Annotated in this window: 12 protein-coding genes and 1 pseudogene; 4 read left to right on the plus strand and 9 right to left on the minus strand. The window is 38.4% G+C overall.

Going from position 1 to position 16,640, the window contains the following annotated elements:
- Positions 1-58: 58 nt before the first annotated feature.
- The gene (locus ACQKN3_RS10210) at positions 59-787 is read left to right on the plus strand and encodes a chemotaxis protein (protein WP_427711132.1); all 729 of its coding nucleotides are present in this window, start codon (positions 59-61) and stop codon (positions 785-787) included.
- A gap of 44 nt (positions 788-831) precedes the next feature.
- On the opposite strand, the gene ACQKN3_RS10215 is transcribed toward ACQKN3_RS10210, so the two are convergent.
- Both ACQKN3_RS10215 and ACQKN3_RS10220 read right to left on the minus strand, forming a co-directional pair.
- Positions 832-1,278 (minus strand): MarR family winged helix-turn-helix transcriptional regulator, encoded by a 447-nt coding sequence (locus ACQKN3_RS10215; protein ID WP_251689634.1) that lies wholly within the window; start codon positions 1,276-1,278, stop codon positions 832-834.
- A 300-nt stretch (positions 1,279-1,578) separates the two neighbouring features.
- On the minus strand, positions 1,579-3,039 hold the full coding sequence (locus tag ACQKN3_RS10220; RefSeq protein WP_427711134.1) for an ATP-binding protein: 1,461 nt from the start codon (positions 3,037-3,039) through the stop codon (positions 1,579-1,581).
- Between the two features lie 165 nt (positions 3,040-3,204).
- On the opposite strand from ACQKN3_RS10220, the gene ACQKN3_RS10225 reads away from it, so the two are divergent.
- On the plus strand, positions 3,205-4,938 hold the full coding sequence (locus tag ACQKN3_RS10225) for a B12-binding domain-containing radical SAM protein (protein ID WP_427711136.1): 1,734 nt from the start codon (positions 3,205-3,207) through the stop codon (positions 4,936-4,938).
- Between the two features lie 59 nt (positions 4,939-4,997).
- Here the strand turns inward: ACQKN3_RS10225 and ACQKN3_RS10230 are convergent, their stop codons facing one another.
- The gene (locus ACQKN3_RS10230) at positions 4,998-5,162 is read right to left on the minus strand and encodes a hypothetical protein (RefSeq protein ID WP_427711138.1); all 165 of its coding nucleotides are present in this window, start codon (positions 5,160-5,162) and stop codon (positions 4,998-5,000) included.
- Positions 5,163-5,304: 142 nt separating this feature from the next.
- On the opposite strand from ACQKN3_RS10230, the gene ACQKN3_RS10235 reads away from it, so the two are divergent.
- Positions 5,305-5,592 (plus strand): transposase, encoded by a 288-nt coding sequence (locus ACQKN3_RS10235; RefSeq protein WP_427711140.1) that lies wholly within the window; start codon positions 5,305-5,307, stop codon positions 5,590-5,592.
- Between the two features lie 67 nt (positions 5,593-5,659).
- On the opposite strand, the gene ACQKN3_RS10240 is transcribed toward ACQKN3_RS10235, so the two are convergent.
- The 3 genes from ACQKN3_RS10240 to ACQKN3_RS10250 form a co-directional block, all read right to left on the minus strand.
- A complete protein-coding gene (locus ACQKN3_RS10240) occupies positions 5,660-7,009 on the minus strand; it encodes a TrkH family potassium uptake protein (protein ID WP_251689644.1) in 1,350 nt (449 codons plus the stop codon).
- A 104-nt stretch (positions 7,010-7,113) separates the two neighbouring features.
- The gene (locus ACQKN3_RS10245; RefSeq protein WP_251689646.1) at positions 7,114-7,878 is read right to left on the minus strand and encodes a TerC family protein; all 765 of its coding nucleotides are present in this window, start codon (positions 7,876-7,878) and stop codon (positions 7,114-7,116) included.
- 391 nt (positions 7,879-8,269) lie between these two features.
- Positions 8,270-11,317, minus strand: coding sequence for an efflux RND transporter permease subunit (locus ACQKN3_RS10250; protein WP_427711143.1), 3,048 nt, complete (start codon positions 11,315-11,317; stop codon positions 8,270-8,272).
- 217 nt (positions 11,318-11,534) lie between these two features.
- Here ACQKN3_RS10250 and ACQKN3_RS10255 point away from each other — a divergent pair.
- Positions 11,535-12,188 (plus strand): annotated as a pseudogene (locus tag ACQKN3_RS10255) (NRDE family protein); the annotation flags it as partial.
- Positions 12,189-12,640: 452 nt separating this feature from the next.
- Here ACQKN3_RS10255 and ACQKN3_RS10260 read toward each other — a convergent pair.
- The 3 genes from ACQKN3_RS10260 to ACQKN3_RS10270 form a co-directional block, all read right to left on the minus strand.
- Positions 12,641-14,212, minus strand: coding sequence for a peptide chain release factor 3 (locus ACQKN3_RS10260; protein ID WP_427711145.1), 1,572 nt, complete (start codon positions 14,210-14,212; stop codon positions 12,641-12,643).
- Positions 14,213-14,278: 66 nt separating this feature from the next.
- Positions 14,279-14,839, minus strand: a complete 561-nt coding sequence (locus ACQKN3_RS10265; RefSeq protein ID WP_427711147.1) for a VanZ family protein — start codon at positions 14,837-14,839, stop codon at positions 14,279-14,281.
- Between the two features lie 76 nt (positions 14,840-14,915).
- Positions 14,916-16,385, minus strand: coding sequence for a UDP-N-acetylmuramoyl-L-alanyl-D-glutamate--2,6-diaminopimelate ligase (locus ACQKN3_RS10270; protein WP_427711149.1), 1,470 nt, complete (start codon positions 16,383-16,385; stop codon positions 14,916-14,918).
- Between the last annotated feature and the right edge of the window lie 255 nt (positions 16,386-16,640).

The following is a 16,640-nucleotide window of genomic DNA, read 5'->3' on the forward strand; positions in this document are numbered from 1 at the left end:
ATTAAAGCAGAAACTTATCTTTCTAAATTCCGTCTATACATGTAAAAGGGGGATCCATATGAAGAAAAAAATTTATCAAGTCGGGGCCGTAGTTATTTTATCTGCAATTTTGGCAGCTTGTAATACGGATACAGACGAGCCTACAACATCAAATGCAGCAAAAGAAGAACCTACCGAAACAGAACAAGTGCAAAACGAAGAACAGCAAGAAACAAACGAGACGGACGAGACAATCGAATCGGATGACTCTTCTTCAGACCAAAAAGAAGAAGCTACTGAGACATCAGAAGAAACAAAAGCTGAACAAGAAGATAAAGCTGATAATACTACATTGACTTACATTTCAAATGGCCAGCCGTTTGAAGAAAAAGTAGTAACTTCAACAAGTGATGAAATGAATTACACGATTCAGCATTTAGAAAACTATACACTTACTTCAGAAGAGCCAGGTGTCGATAGTTTATTAAATAATGCTGATGAAGCTACGTCAATGCAGATTGAAGTTGTAAAAAAAGAAGATGTAACTTTTGATCAGTTAAAGGAATCTGCAAAAGAAACAATTTCTGCCATTGCACCTGAAAGCACGAAAGATCTGGATTTAGCTTCAACTTTGTCAGAACGTGAGGAAATTTTAAATATTGTTGGATATGAAGCTTTATTAGAGGATGAAAAGGTTGTAAAAGTTGTAATTGAACGTGAAAACTTGTTTGTTACGTTAACAATTTACGATAATGTCCAAGCGGACTTAACAGACGCCTTTTTACAAATGGGCTTAACAATTCAATAATCCCCAAAAAGGACGCCCGTAAATTAGGGGCGTCCTTTTCTTGTTTAATAGGATAAGTCTTTGATAGATAATCCTAATTTTTTTAATAGCTCAATTGCCGTCTGTTTTTCTTCAACCGATAACGCTCCTAAAAGTTCATGAATTTTCTGTTCATGCTGAGGAAACAGCTTGTCCATAAACTCGGAACCAGGATCGGTAATTTCCGCGTATGTGACGCGACGATCGGTTGGACACGAAACACGTGCTAAAAAATTCCGTTTTTCCAACTTATCAACTACGTAAGTAATCGATCCGCTCGCTAATAAAATTTTGTTCCCGATTTGCTGCAGGGGCTGACGACCTTTATGATATAAAAGTTCTAAAACCGCGAATTCTGTTGGATTCAAACCATTTGCTTGTATAAATTGATTCGTAGCTTCACTTATCGCTTTATGCGCTCTTGATAAAACGATAAATAATTTTAACGATTGCTTTACTTCCTCTGAAGCCATAAAAACCATCCTCTATTTTAAATAATCAATTACGCTGTGCGCAATTGCGTAGAATTTAAGGAGACCCACTGGATGGGACTGTCAGCTGTTGTCCGTAATGCGACAACTATAGGCAAACTTCCTCTTTAAATTCCCTTTAATAATCTGTGACATCTGCAAGAAGCATGGCCAACGTTGAGATAGGTACTCAGTTGGAAGCAGTGCTCTTACAATGAATTCTTCAGATTTCAGCTATTGTTTGCGAAATCTGCTAACTGAAGATGTACATATTATAGCGATGGATTGGAAGTTTTGTCAAAATCACTTCGAAATTGCCGCCATTCTAGCCACTCTCATTGAATAAGAAGGAGAAGAATTTAAATATTCAATTTCATTTCGCAAATCAAAATCAATTAAAAACTTAGATCCTGCACCTTGCTCACTTTCAATGTGGAGAGTCCCATTATGCTCTTTAATGACAGCTTGTACAAGCATTAATCCCAAACCAGATCCTGTTTCTTTTGTCGTATAAAAAGGATTTAACGCATTTTCAATATCGACCGCATTCATCCCTTTTCCACTATCCTCAACTGATAGCTGAAGCGTATTTTTGCCTCGGTAAAGTAAACGTACGACAATGTAATTATTCGTATCCATAGCTTCGATTGCATTTTTCAGCAAGTTCATAATCATTTGCATCAGGCGATTAAAGTCCCCATTAATCCGATATTCTACTTTTTCGTCATATTCAAATAAAATCATAGCATTTGTTTTCAATGCTAGAGGCTGCATACGCTGAATTGACTGGTCTACAACTTCCTTCACATCAACCATTTGTAATACTTGTTTCTTTGGTTTAGAAATATTCAGAAGGTCTCCAAGCAAATCATCCATCCGCTTCAATTCGGATTCGAGAATTTTAAAGTAAGGATATTCCTGCTCATTTAAGCTGCTTTTAATCATCTGAATAAAACCTTGGATTGATGTCATTGGGTTCCGTATTTCATGGGCAATCGATGCAATATTTTGACCAATAAACGATAAAGATTGCTGATGCTCAATTCTTTTTAACAGCATCATCTCTTCTGTTTGATCAATAATTGTTGTGACTAATATTCCTAAATTTTCATCTACTTTGCTAATAAAATTCAGATAGACTGTATTTCCATCTTCAGTTTTTCTCATAACAAAAATACTGGCCATTTCCCTGTTTGAAATCTTCTTATAATATTGAGTGATGACTTGGGAATCGTACTGGCAATCTTCAAATAGATAGTCATAGCTTCTATTTTCTATTTGAGCTGCTTTTCGATCAAGTAAATGTAATGCCATTGCATTACCTGATATAATCTTTCCGTTCAACATCGTCAATATTACACCTTGTGCCATTCCATCTATTAAATTTTGAAACATAAGTGTGTTGCTCTTTTCTTCAAATGAAATGACATTAGAAGGGTTTACATTTAATCGAGTAAAGATTAGTTGTTTATGCTCTAGATAATGACCCCAAACTTGTACCGGTATTTTTTGATGGTATTTATTTATTAATGTAAAAGTAGCAGTAGATGTTGAATTTTCATTTACAGAACTTATAAATCGCTCCCACTCACCACTAAGTTTATCCGCACTTTCCCAAAAGCGCGCTGGTAAATGAACAGATTGCAATATTTCTTCCGCCTTACTATTCATAAATTCAATTTTACCTTGGCGGTTCAATATAATGATTTTTTCATTGGATTGTTGAAAAAGCTCTTTTAACATATAATTCAATTGGCCTTCCACTACACATATTACCCCCCAATTTCAAATATTATAGAATTTTCAGAATTGTATACTTACCGTATATTATTTCACATTACTATTTGGAATAAAATGGGCATATTCTCCCATATTGTTTGTATCTCTTTACACTGCTACAATAGACTTTATGAAGAGGAGAATAAAATTATGAAAATTATATTAAGTACACTCAACGCAAAATATATTCATACTAATTTAGCGATACGCTATTTAAAAGCAGCTGCACTGCCTGAATTCGACTGTGAGCTTGCTGAATATACAATTAAAGACCCGGCTTTCAACATTGTATCCGACCTTTTCCAAAAGAAACCGGATGTTGTCGGATTCAGCTGTTATATTTGGAATATTAATGAGACGATTGCAGTAATCCGTATGCTAAAAACGGTATTACCGAATGTCAAAATTGTATTAGGCGGTCCGGAAGTTTCCTATGATGTCCATGAATGGATTCGCAAACATGAAGAAATTGACTATATCATTATGGGTGAAGGTGAAGTCTCATTTAAAGAAATGCTTCGCCACTTCAATGGTGAGATTCCACTTGAAAAAGTGCCGGGTATTTGCTATTTAGAAGAAGGCAAATTAAAAATCCATGCACAGCCACCGAAAATCGATTTACGAGAAATTGCCTCCCCTTTCCGATTTGAAGAAGATTTACCTCATGTAGGGAAGCGGATTCAATATATCGAAACGAGTCGTGGCTGTCCGTTTAGCTGTCAATTCTGTTTATCTTCTATTGAAGTAGGGGTTCGTTATTTCAACCGCGAGAAGATTAAAGAAGATATTCGCTACTTAATGAATAACGGGGCAAAAACGATTAAATTCGTAGACCGTACCTTTAATATTAGTCGCAGCTACGCGATGGAAATGTTCCAGTTTTTAATTGATGAACATCAGCCAGGTGTCGTATTCCAATTCGAAATCACGGCGGACATTATGCGTCCTGAAGTCATCCAATTTTTAAATGACAATGCACCTAAAGGGCTGTTCCGTTTTGAAATCGGTGTCCAGTCAACTAATGACTTAACGAACGACCTTGTAAAACGTCGTCAAAACTTCGAGAAGCTTACTCGTACTGTCACAATGGTAAAAGAAGGCGGGAAAATCGATCAGCATCTGGACTTAATTGCCGGATTGCCTGAAGAGGATTATGCATCATTCCGTAAAACATTTAACGATGTCTTTGCGATGCGCCCAGAAGAGCTGCAACTTGGCTTCCTGAAACTGCTTCGCGGGACAGGCTTACGATTGGAAGCCGAAAAGTACGGTTACACATATGTTGATATTTCGCCATATGAAATTTTCTCAAATAATGTATTAACTTTTGATGATATTGTCCGTATTAAACATGCGGAAGACGTACTGGAAAAGTATTGGAATGCACATCGTATGGACAATACAATTGAATATTTAGTGACAGAAGTATTCGAAACGCCATTCGACTTCTTCCAAAGCTTCGGCACATACTGGGAAACAAAAGGCTGGTCACGTATCGGCCATCAGCTTGAAGATTTATTCCGCCGTTTACTCGAGTTCCTTCAAACAGTCGAGCATGCCGACTTAGAAGTGATTACAAGCTTAATGAAGTACGACTTCCTGCAAGGTCAGCAGTTCCAGCCGCGTAAACTTTGGTGGAATGATCGCCTTTCTGAAGTAGAGATGAAAGATGTCTATGCACGTATCAAAGAAAACCCTTCTCTAGTAGGTGAAGAATTTGAAGCAATGCAGATTACTGAACGCGAATTATTCAAGCACTCTTTAATTATTCCGTTCCACATCGATTTACAAAACTACGAAGTCGGTGCACCACAAAAGAAAACGAGCTATTTATTCACCTATTTCCGCAATGGACAACAGCCTTACTTCAGCACATTTAATTAATTCAAAAACGCTGCAAACTCCTAATAAAGAGTGTGCAGCGTTTTTTATGAACTGAAAACTTATTTTTTATTCGATTTAGAATCCGTCTGCTTTTTTTCCGGACTATTATTAGATTGTTCTTCTGTTAAATCATTGTCTTCACGAAGATCCAAATCATCCGGGTTTAATTCTGGCCCAACCTCTTCTTTCATGTTTTGACGGTCATTCCCTTTCTTTTTCTCCATATAGATCACCTCCATCCTATAAATTAACCATTCGGCTATTATCTATTCCGCCGGACTGGTTAAACAGAGCTGCAGCAGCCTACTCGTTTTATACCCCAAAAAAGAGGGCATAATTCAAATAAGAAGAAAGGAGTGCTATTTTTTGAAAATCTTTTTAGTTATTTCAAGCATTGTTGTTCCGCTTATTATGGTTGTTCTAAGAAAGAAGATTAGTAAGTCCGCTCTTGTTTTCAATATACTCGCTGTTATTTTTGTCATCATTTTCGGCAGTATTGCATCTACTTCCATTTATCAGATCATTATTGATGATGCTGTATTTATGACAAAAATCCATGGTTTATTTTTAAATGAACTCTTTTTAATTTCCGGTGCCTATATCGGAGTTTTTACTATTTACAGACTGATGATTCTCACATTGCATGAAAAATAGCTGCGCTTAAAAAGAACGCCCATTCCCTCAAAGGAAATGGACGTTTTTACGTATTGTTTTAAAATACTTACCCGATAATGATTCGTTCCTTCGGGTAATGGTACTTCTTCTTCTGTGCAGACCCGCCGATTGAATACAGGAAAGAAATGAGTCCTACACGCCCTACAAACATGAGCACCATAATGACCATTTTCCCGAATGCCGTTAAGTCCCCAGTTATACCGAGCGACATCCCGCAAGTTCCGAACGCTGAAGTAATTTCAAATATAACTTCCATCATCGTTGCGCGGGATTCTGTAATAAACAATACCATTGCAGCGCCGAGCACCATTATAATCGCAAAAATCAGCACCGCAAACGAACGGTATACATCGATTACATGAATTTCCCGGTTAAAAATTTGAATCTCTGACTGCCCGCGGGAAAATGCGATTAAAAACAAAATGACAATCGCAAATGTCGTTGTGCGGATTCCGCCTCCAACAGAACTTGGTGACGCTCCGATAAACATTAGCGCACTCATAAAGAGCTGTGTCGCTTCGTTAAACGATGTTACGTCAAAGGTCGTTAAACCGGCCGATCTAGTGGAAACCGATTGAAACATGGCCGTAAACGCCGCCTCATGCCATCGCATCCCTTTAAATGACTGGAAGGATTCAATAATAAAAATAACAACTGAACCGAAAATAAACAAGGCAACATACGTGAATGTCGTAACCTTTGTAAATAAGCTAAAGCGAAATGCCGGATCCTTCTTCGTTAAATAGGCCTTCACTTCAATTAATACAGGAAAACCGATTGCTCCCAGGAAAATTAAAATCATACAAACAAATTGGATGAAATAATCGTGGTGAAACGGCTGCAAACTCATTCCGGTAATGTCAAAGCCTCCATTTGTTGTCGCAGAAATAGCTGCAAACAATCCATTGATCGACGCCTCTTCCCATGTCGCAAAATAACGCTTAAAATGAACCGTTAATATAAAGGCACCGGTAAATTCAATCATAAAGAGCAGCTTGGTAATTTGACGAATTAATGCAACAACACCCGATAAATTATACTGATTATGGTCAATCATGATGAGCTGACGTTCACGCATACCGATTTTCTTCCCAAACAACAGCCATAAAAACGTACCTATGGACATAATCCCGATTGCACCAAATTGCAGGATCAGCAAAATCATAGCAAGTCCAAAGCTACTGTAGGTTTCTGCAACAGTAACTGTTGTTAAACCTGTTACACTAACTGCACTGACCGCTGTAAACAGACTATCCAGAAACGATACGTGTACCCCTTCCAAATGAACCCCTGGAAGACGCAGCAGTAAAAAGGAAACTAAAATGGCAACAGAATAATAAGTGATTAAAATTTGGAAAGGCGTAATTTTCCGACTTTCGAACTTTTTTAAAGGCATAGATTGGCCTCCGATAATTAATTACATTTTTACTAGTATAATTAATAACCTTGAAAATGAAAAGAAGATACTTCTAATAGTTGAAGTATCTCCTAAATCTTTTGTTATTCCGCTTTTGCTTTTTTGTTTTTGTACACACTTACAATATATCCGCCTACAGCAAGTCCAAGGAGCACGACCCAGAAAATGGATTTCCACAATGTCGAATGCGGGAAGTGCGGGTCGATAATGGCCAAGTTCTCATGTCCTAACGCCAATACAGCCAATTTCACACCTACCCAGCCTACAATTAAGAAGGCCGCTGTTTCCAATGTCGGATAGTCGTTTAACAGCTTAACAAACATTTGCGCAGCAAAACGCATAATAACAAGCCCTATAAAACCACCAAGGAACATAACAGCAAATGGACCGGCATTGATCCCGCCAATGTGGTAATCACTAATATGCGGTAATGTCATGGCAATAGCTACTGCTGCAAGCATTGAGTCAATCGCAAATGCAATGTCCGCAAGCTCTACTTTCAATACAGTCATCCAGAAGCCAGAGCCTTTACCTTCTTTGATATCCGATTCCTCATCCTGCTTTTTAAAGTGATTATCGTATAGATGTTTTATGGATATGAATAATAGATACGCTGCACCAAGCGCCTGAATTTCCCAGTATTTCGCTAAGAACGTAATAAGGAACAATGCGATGAACCGGAATACAAACGCTCCGAATAACCCGTAAAATAATGCCTTTTTCTGTTGTTCTTTCGGTAAATGTTTAACCATTACTGCCATTACCACTGCATTATCTGCAGCTAACAGCCCTTCAAGGAATACTAATACAAGTAAGACCCATGCGTATTCTAATAAAATTGCTTCCATGAAAATTTCTCCTCCTTATTATTTACTTGTACCCAATAAATTAGGTGTTAATAATATAAATTTGAAAAAATATCCTTTTTGCCAAAAAAGAAAAGACCTCTGCCTATGTAAATAGGCAAAGGTCTTGCTAAGCACATAATGCTATCACACCCGATGGCTCCTAACCATGTAATGACGAATGTGAAGTAAGTACATTTAAATATAGCGCTTATCTAAAACGATAGGCTGCTATTTAAATCTCTTATAGCTACTCCCCTTTGACAAATGTCAATTGGATATTCAATTCAATTCTTATATTGCTATTTTACCGATAATGTCCCGAAAAATCAAACGATTCTTCTATAATTCATCAAAATTTTACATTAACGCGCGGTAAATATTTCTTTTCAGTCTATTTTTTTGCTTCCTTTTCAATCAGGCTGTAAATGATTGGTACGATAAATAACGTTAAAATTGTTGAACTCATCAACCCTCCAATAACGACAACCGCCATTGGCTGATTCATTTCTGTCCCTTCGCCAATTCCCAACGCTAATGGCACCAACCCTAAAATAGTCGTCAGAGCCGTCATTAAAATCGGTCTCATGCGATCCTGCGCGCCAATAATAATAGCATCGTAGATATTTAATCCGAGCTGTCGTTTTTGATTAATATAGTCAATGAGAACAATGCCATTATTCACGACAATCCCTACTAATATAAGGATTCCGATAATAGCTGTGACACCGAGCAATGTATTTGTTACAAACAATGAAACAGCGACACCGATAATCATTAGCGGAACGCTGAATATCATAACAAACGGCAGCTTAAATGATTCGAATTGAGCGCACATAACTAAATAAATAAGAATGACCGCCAGCAGAATAGCCAAAATCATATCTTGTTTTGCACTGTCGAATAGTTCTCGGTCACCGCCAAAAACAACTTTCGATGTTGCAGGAATGCCGTCTTCTTCAATCGCTTCATCCACTTTTCGGGAAATGCCGCTAAGGGATTCGGACGTATTGTATTTTACAAAAACTGCAACGGCCGATGCCTGATCCGATCTCCGAATAGCGGTTTGGGTTTCTTTTATTTCGACCGATGCCAGCTGTTGCAGTTCGACAAATACCCCGGCATTTGTTCGAAGCTTCATCGTTTTAAGTGCTTCTACATCTTCACGGTACGCCTTTCCGAAACCAGTGTATACTCCAAGTACTTCACCATCTTCGGCTATGATCTGTGTTGTAAATGCGCCTCGTGTCATCATATTGATGGTTTGTGCGATTTGTGCGGGCATTAACCCATATTGAAGTGCATCATCACGATTTACTTCAATTTGAATTTCCTCTTTCACTTCATCCAAATCAGTGGTTACCTCAATAACTGAATCAATCTGTGCAACACGTTGCTGAATAGAAGCGACCGTTTTTTTCAGCTGAGGCTCATTGCTGTCTGTCACACGAAATGTTAAAGAGTTCGGTGTTGATCCAGAAGAAGATGACAATGAAAACGTCACTTCTGCACGCTCTCCGATTTCCTGCTGTACTTGTTTTTCAAACTGTTCAACAAACTCAAAAATGGAGCGATCTCGTTCTGATAATTCAACAAGCTTGACTGAAATCTCCCCTTCATTTTGTTCACTAGTACCTCGGGATAAAGATTGCTGATTTCCTCCAATTAAACTGACCACTACATCAACTTCTTCATACTGTTTCGCCATCTCTTCAATTTCCGAAACAATTTGTTCTGTTTTCTCAACAGTTGCACTGTTTGGAAGCTCGACAGACAAGGACACAAACCCTTCATCTGTGGGCGGCAAAAACTCAGTACCTGTTTTATATAATGTAAATCCAGATATACCTACCAAGACGATTGTGATTGTTAAAATAAGGGCCCGTCTCTTTAAACTCCATTTTAGTGCTTTCGAATAATTTTGATACAGCCAAGATTCCTGACGCTTCTTCACTACAATTAAAGGTTTTGTACGTAAGAAACGGCTGGCTAGCATCGGAACAACTGTTAATGCCACAAATAGTGAAGCAATCAAACTAAATGAAATCGTTAACGCGAACTCTAAAAATATTTGACCGATTAACCCGCTTATAAAAATGACCGGGACAAAAACCGCAATCGTCGTGACAGTAGAAGCGGTAATTGCCAAAGCCACTTCCTTAGCTCCATTGACTGCCGCATCTTTAGGATTCTCCCCAAACTCTAGATGGCGCTCAATATTTTCTATTACAACGATAGCATTATCCACTAGCATCCCGATTCCAAGTGCAAGGGCACCCAGTGTCATAATGTTTAAAGAAAAGTCCGCAAAGAACATTAGCACAAAAGTTACAATGACCGAAAAAGGAATCGCGATCCCAATAATAAGCGGACTTTTTATTCCGGATAAAAAGACGAATAACACAAGCATTGCAAACAGCCCGCCAAAAATAAGCGAGGAGCTAATATTACCAATCGCCAAGCGTACATAGTCCCCCTGGTCAAATAAAATGGTCGCTTCGATTCCATCATATTGGGGTTCATCTAATAATTGTCCAAGCTCCTTCTGAAAAGTTTCGGAAACATCTGCAGTATTTGCTCCAGACTCCTGCAAAACCGAAATGAGTACAGCCTGCTGGTTATTGGCCCTTGTAATTGTGTTCGTTTCCTGCTCTTTTCGTTCTACGTTTGCTATATCCTGAACTTTTATTTCTTCACCTGTTAATGGATTGACAGAAAGCACAACATTTGCTATTTCTTCCGGACTTGTAAACAAGCTGACTACTCGAGTCGTTAACAACTGATTCTCTTTTGTACTTAGCTCTGCACCCGGCATTGAAATATTACTCGCCTGGATAATTTGTATAACATCATTTTGCGTTAAATTATTTTGCTCAAGCTTCTGCGCATCAAGCTCAATCTGTACTTCTTCTACTATTTCACCAGAGACGGTTACACTGGCTACCCCTTCAGTACGTTGCAATTCCTGTTCAAGTGATTCGGCGATTTGTCGGATATCGACTTCTTCACTTTCTGCAGACAATGCCAATTGAATAATCGGAAATTGCGATGGATCAAACTTCAAAAAACTTGGCCTTCCTGCATCTTCAGGAAGTGGGACAAGATCAATACGCTGTAAGATATCCGTTTGAACATCATCCATATTCGTTGACCAATCAAATTCCAATATAATCAAGTTGGAGCTTTCCAGCGATGTCGACTGCACTCGTTTAATCCCCGGTAATGTCGCCAGAGAAGCTTCAAGCGGCTTTGTCACTTTTTCGTTTACTTCTATCGGACTTGCACCCGGATAGCTTGTCACAACAACTCCAATCGGCGGATTTAAATCGGGTATTAACGTAACTGGTATTTTAAATAATGAAACTGCGCCGAGTATTAGCACGAAAATCATTGAAACAATTGTAAAAACCGGGCGTTTTATAGAAAACTTGCTTATATTCATCGGTGGAAAGTCCTTTCATTTTGTCTTTATATTAATTAAAATTCGTGTAGAGCTATCTTTTTCCCTTTTATCATTTGACAAAAACTTACGTTACTACAGCAAAATGTTACAAAAAATCATACAAGGTAGGCACGGTTTTAGCAGTTTTTATTGTAAAATTCAGTGATTTTTTTTGCTGGATGGTCATGCCTACTACATTAGCTACGGGGGTCCATTTATGTGTTTAATTGCATTTTCCTATAAAGTCCATCCATCATATCCACTCATCATCGTTGCAAATCGTGACGAATTTTATGACCGTCCGACAGCAGCCGCCCATTTTTGGGGAGATGAACCTGATATATTAGCTGGACGAGATTTACGACAACAAGGAAGTTGGATGGGTGTGTCGAAAAATGGTCGTTTTGCTGCCATCACAAATTACCGTGATCCGCGTCTTCCTGAAACCGGCCAATTGTCACGTGGAGAAATTGTACGGTTATTTTTAACTTCTACGGAATCGACAGACTCATTTATCCAGTCACTCCGTTCAAAAAGAGATTTGTACGGCGGCTTCAATGTTTTGCTTTATGACGGCGAAGATATGCATCATTACAATAATATTTACGATGAACACCGCATTGTAGAAAGCGGAATTCACGGTGTAAGTAATGCTACTATCAATACACCATGGCCAAAAGTAAATTCGGCAAAGAGTGTACTGGAAAATACATTTGAAAACGAGGCAATCGAAGTGAATACCTTAATTTCGCTATTGGCAAATGACGAAATCGCACAAGATGAAGTATTGCCAAATACTGGTGTAGGTATCCATCTGGAACGGTCTTTATCCGCTCAATTTGTAAAACTTCCTAATTACGGCACTCGCTGCTCAACAGCCATTGTTTTCCACAATAAAGGGGAGATTGATTTTCTTGAGCGGACATATGAGGACGGGAAATATAAATTCGACCGGGCTTACCGTATAGATGCGGGAGAGTGAGTGAATATCAGCGAGCTGAGGCCGGGGAGGAGTTCTACTTTTCAGGTGAATCGTTCTACTTTTCACCTGAAATATTCTTCTTTTAAAGGCTGGCGTTCTACTTTATATCGCAAGTATTCTAATATCCGGCCTCGGTTCTCTTTTCTCAAGCTTTTGTTCCACATTCGGGGTGAATCGTTCCACTTTCAACGTAAAACATTCTCCTTTTCACTCTTTACTTTCTACATTTAAATCGGAAATTTCTGATAAATTTTCGGTATCTACTATCACTATATATTAAAGCACAATAAACCCCGGCGATTTTCCTTCACAGAAAATCGCCGGGGCTTATAAATATCAGATTATAACAAGCTGTATAAATGAATATTTTCGTTTTTCTCAGAGAACCAGCGCATCGCAAATTCGTTTTCGAATAAGAATACTCTATTATCGAAACGGTCTTTAACAAGCATAGAACGTTGAGAATGCATTGAATCTTTCACATCTTCTTCGTTTTCAATCCAACGTGCAATCTTGCTGCCAATGGGCTGCATAATTACATCTACATTGTATTCGTTAATCATTCGGTGCTGGAATACTTCAAACTGTAATTGACCAACCGCACCAAGGATTACTTCTTCAGTATGCAGAGTTTTGAAGTACTGAATTGCGCCTTCTTGAACTAATTGCAGAACGCCTTTTTGGAATTGCTTCCCTTTCATTACGTTTTTCGCCGAAACTTTCATGAAAATTTCAGGTGTGAATTGAGGTAATTTTTCAAAGTTGAATGTTTTCTTACCGCCGACTACTGTATCCCCAATTTGATACGTACCTGTATCATAAAGACCGATAATGTCACCTGCAACCGCTTCATTTACTGTTTCACGATCATCTGCAAGGAATTGTGTTGACTGTGTCACTTTGAAAGATTTACCTGTACGTGAAAGTGTCATGTTCATACCACGCTCAAATTTACCCGATACAATACGCACGAATGCAATACGGTCGCGGTGTGCCGGGTTCATATTCGCTTGAATTTTAAAAATGAAACCAGAAAATTCGCCATGGTCTACAGGATCGATAAATTGCTCCTCTTCCGTAATACGAGGCTGAGGAATCGGTGCAAATTTTAAATACGTATCAAGGAATGTTTGAACACCGAAGTTCGTTAATGCCGAACCGAAGAATACCGGTGTCAATTCACCACGTGCAATTTTATCTTCCGAATACTCATTGCCAGCTTCATTCAGAAGTTCGATATCGTCAATAGCCTGTGAATAATACGATGTTTTTTTCATATCGTTATCAATGGCTAAATGCCCTACTTCATCAAGTGGTAAGTAGCGGTCGCCTTCTTCTACACGGAATTGCTCGATACGTTTGTTGTAACGATCGTAAATTCCTAGGAACTCTTTCCCCATACCGATCGGCCAGTTCATTGGATATGCATTAATACCAAGCACTTCTTCCAATTCTTCAATAAGCTCTAGTGGCTCTTTACCTTGACGGTCCAATTTGTTGATAAAAGTAAAAATCGGAATACCGCGCATTTTACAAACTTTGAATAGCTTTAATGTTTGGGCCTCAATCCCTTTAGCCGCATCGACTACCATGACAGCCGAGTCTACAGCCATTAACGTACGGTACGTATCTTCCGAGAAGTCTTGGTGTCCAGGTGTATCCAGAATGTTTACACGGCAGCCTGAATAATCGAACTGCATAACAGAAGAGGTAACCGAAATCCCACGTTGTTTCTCGATTTCCATCCAGTCAGATGTCGCAAACTTTCCTGACTTCTTTCCTTTTACTGTTCCTGCGTCACGAATCGCACCACCGAATAATAGTAGTTTTTCTGTAATCGTCGTTTTACCAGCATCCGGGTGACTGATGATGGCGAATGTACGACGCGATAATATATCTTGTTCTAAAGTCATTAATTTCGTCTCCTTTTTTCATACTTTCTTATTTTAAAAGACAACAGTCATTTGTTACAACCTTTTTTACTTTGGCGTGCTCATTTTACGTAATCTCCGAAATATTTTGAAGAGCATAAAGCCCATTACAATGGCGATTGCATTTAATAATACATCATCGACATCAATACTACGACCAATAAAATATTGTGTCCCTTCAATAAATAATGGGATGGCAAATGCAACGATATGCATGATGCGCCATCCTCTGTACTTTTTCCATAATAGCGGAATAAAGAACCCAAAAGGAATAAACAGGACAATATTGCCTGCCAAATTATAAAATGCGATATTTGCCAATGGTCCATTCAATTGGTCATAATACAGCGAAATTGTTTGTAATGGGGTAAAATTGCTGCGCACATATGCGGTCGAAGTATCAAAAATGATCTGTCCATTCGAGATTTGGAAATTAGGGATAATCGTTTGTGAAAAAATACTGACACTGTAAAAGAAGAATACGAGCATCACCAATTCACGCCTCGCATTTTTTGTTTTATTTTTTATATAGAACATTCGTAATATGCAATAAATCGGAAAGCTCACAGTGCAATATGCAATCATACTAAGTAAAAATGAATGGATCATCTTTGTCACCTCCAAAAAAATCCACCGCTAACGCTTTTACGTTAACACGGTGGATTTGAAAAAATTATTGCATAATCTATACAAATTTTAACTTTCCAGCTTCAATCGCAATTTTCGCATCACTATGCGGATATTTCGTATTTTCGATAATTTGGTAATCCTCATGACCTTTTCCTGCGAAAATAATAATATCACCAGAATTTGCGACGCTTACTGCATGTCTAACAGCTTCCGCACGGTCACCGATACAGGCATAATTTTTATGTTTCATACCTTTCGCCAAATCACCGGTAATACTGTCAAATTCCTCATAGCGCGGATCATCCGTCGTCAGGACAACATAATCTGCAACAGATGCTTTTTCTGCCATCGTCGGACGTTTCGTTTTATCGCGTCCGCCACCTGTACCAACAAGGAAAATCAATTTATTTTCCGGTTTTTTATATGGCATTGCCGCATTGATCGCCTTTTCAATTGCATCAGGTGTATGTGCATAGTCGATGAACATTTGAATCGGTAAATCTGAATCTACTTTCTCCATACGCCCTTTCACCGGCGGCAGCATTTCAATTTGTTCAATAATGACATCAATCGGGAAACCGCGAGCATAAAATACGGCTGTTGCTGCAAGGACATTGTAAATATTGAATTCTCCTAGTAAATGCATTGATACCGGGAATGTACCCTCCGGTGTTTCCATATCAAATTGCGTCATTCCATTTTCATAATTGCAGTTTGCTGCACGGAAAATCGCATTATTATGCAATCCATAAGTCCAAATTGGATATGGTGTCATTTCCGCATAGCGCTCAGACCATGGATCATCAGCATTTAAAACGACATGCTTGTTCTTCTCCAAGTCTTGTCCAAGTTGAGAAAACAGCAAACCTTTTGTGTTGCCGTAATTTTCCATCGTACCGTGGAAATCTAAATGGTCATGCGTTAAATTCGTAAATACCGCCACATCATAATCAACACCTGCTAAACGGCCTAACGCTAAACCATGTGACGAAACCTCCATCACCATTGCACGGCAGCCCTCGCTTTTAGCACGGAAAATCATCTGTTGTGTATTTAATGAATCACTTGTCGTATTTGCCGATTCATATAGCACTCCATTTAAATTGAAGCCGATTGTTCCCGACAATGCCGATTTTTCGCCAAGTCCGATTAATATATTGTGGATAATTCCAGATACACTTGTTTTCCCGTTTGTACCTGTTACTCCAATCATCATAATATCCTTCGATGGATAATCAAAAAACTTTGCCGCTAAAATTCCAAGTGTACGAGTCGTATTTTTTACGATTATTTGTGCAATTTCTCCATCTAATTGTAATAGACGTTCCGTAACGATTACAGTTGCACCTGCATCAACTGCCTTTTGAGCATAGTCATGCCCGTCCACCGTAAAACCTTTTATACAAATAAATAAACTGTTTGGCTGTACACTGCGCGAGTCAATCGCAATATCGGTAATCAGTTTCGGTAATTGACCTACAACTTTTTTTTGCATCAGTGTACTTAAAAGTTCTTCTGCATACATAATTCTTTCCCCCACAATTGCAATATAATTGCGAATGATAATTTTCTTCTATGTACTAATCATCATACTGTGCATAGAATGAAATTTCCACGCTTTTCATTAACTGTAATGTTTCCGTATAAATAAACATGTTTGCAACATAAGGACTTTGGACATATAATACATAAGTTCATTTTTCTCGCTATTGACTCAATATACAGGATTTAAGAACTAAAATTATATTAAAATAAAGATTCCACTTTGTTCCCTTATTTA

It is taken from the genome of Solibacillus sp. NPDC093137 (genome assembly GCF_050280445.1).
Taxonomy (GTDB): Bacteria; Bacillota; Bacilli; order Bacillales_A; family Planococcaceae; genus Solibacillus; species Solibacillus isronensis_B.

Bases quoted from the DNA above. Each gene is read 5' to 3' on its own strand.
- ACQKN3_RS10210 (WP_427711132.1), top strand. From the start codon at position 59: ATGAAGAAAAAAATTTATCAAGTCGGGGCCGTAGTTATTTTATCTGCA.
- ACQKN3_RS10215 (WP_251689634.1), bottom strand. From the start codon at position 1,278: ATGGCTTCAGAGGAAGTAAAGCAATCGTTAAAATTATTTATCGTTTTA.
- ACQKN3_RS10225 (WP_427711136.1), top strand. From the start codon at position 3,205: ATGAAAATTATATTAAGTACACTCAACGCAAAATATATTCATACTAAT.
- ACQKN3_RS10230 (WP_427711138.1), bottom strand. From the start codon at position 5,162: ATGGAGAAAAAGAAAGGGAATGACCGTCAAAACATGAAAGAAGAGGTT.
- ACQKN3_RS10240 (WP_251689644.1), bottom strand. From the start codon at position 7,009: ATGCCTTTAAAAAAGTTCGAAAGTCGGAAAATTACGCCTTTCCAAATT.
- ACQKN3_RS10245 (WP_251689646.1), bottom strand. From the start codon at position 7,878: ATGGAAGCAATTTTATTAGAATACGCATGGGTCTTACTTGTATTAGTA.
- ACQKN3_RS10250 (WP_427711143.1), bottom strand. From the start codon at position 11,317: ATGAATATAAGCAAGTTTTCTATAAAACGCCCGGTTTTTACAATTGTT.
- ACQKN3_RS10260 (WP_427711145.1), bottom strand. From the start codon at position 14,212: ATGACTTTAGAACAAGATATATTATCGCGTCGTACATTCGCCATCATC.
- ACQKN3_RS10265 (WP_427711147.1), bottom strand. From the start codon at position 14,839: ATGATCCATTCATTTTTACTTAGTATGATTGCATATTGCACTGTGAGC.
- ACQKN3_RS10270 (WP_427711149.1), bottom strand. From the start codon at position 16,385: ATGTATGCAGAAGAACTTTTAAGTACACTGATGCAAAAAAAAGTTGTA.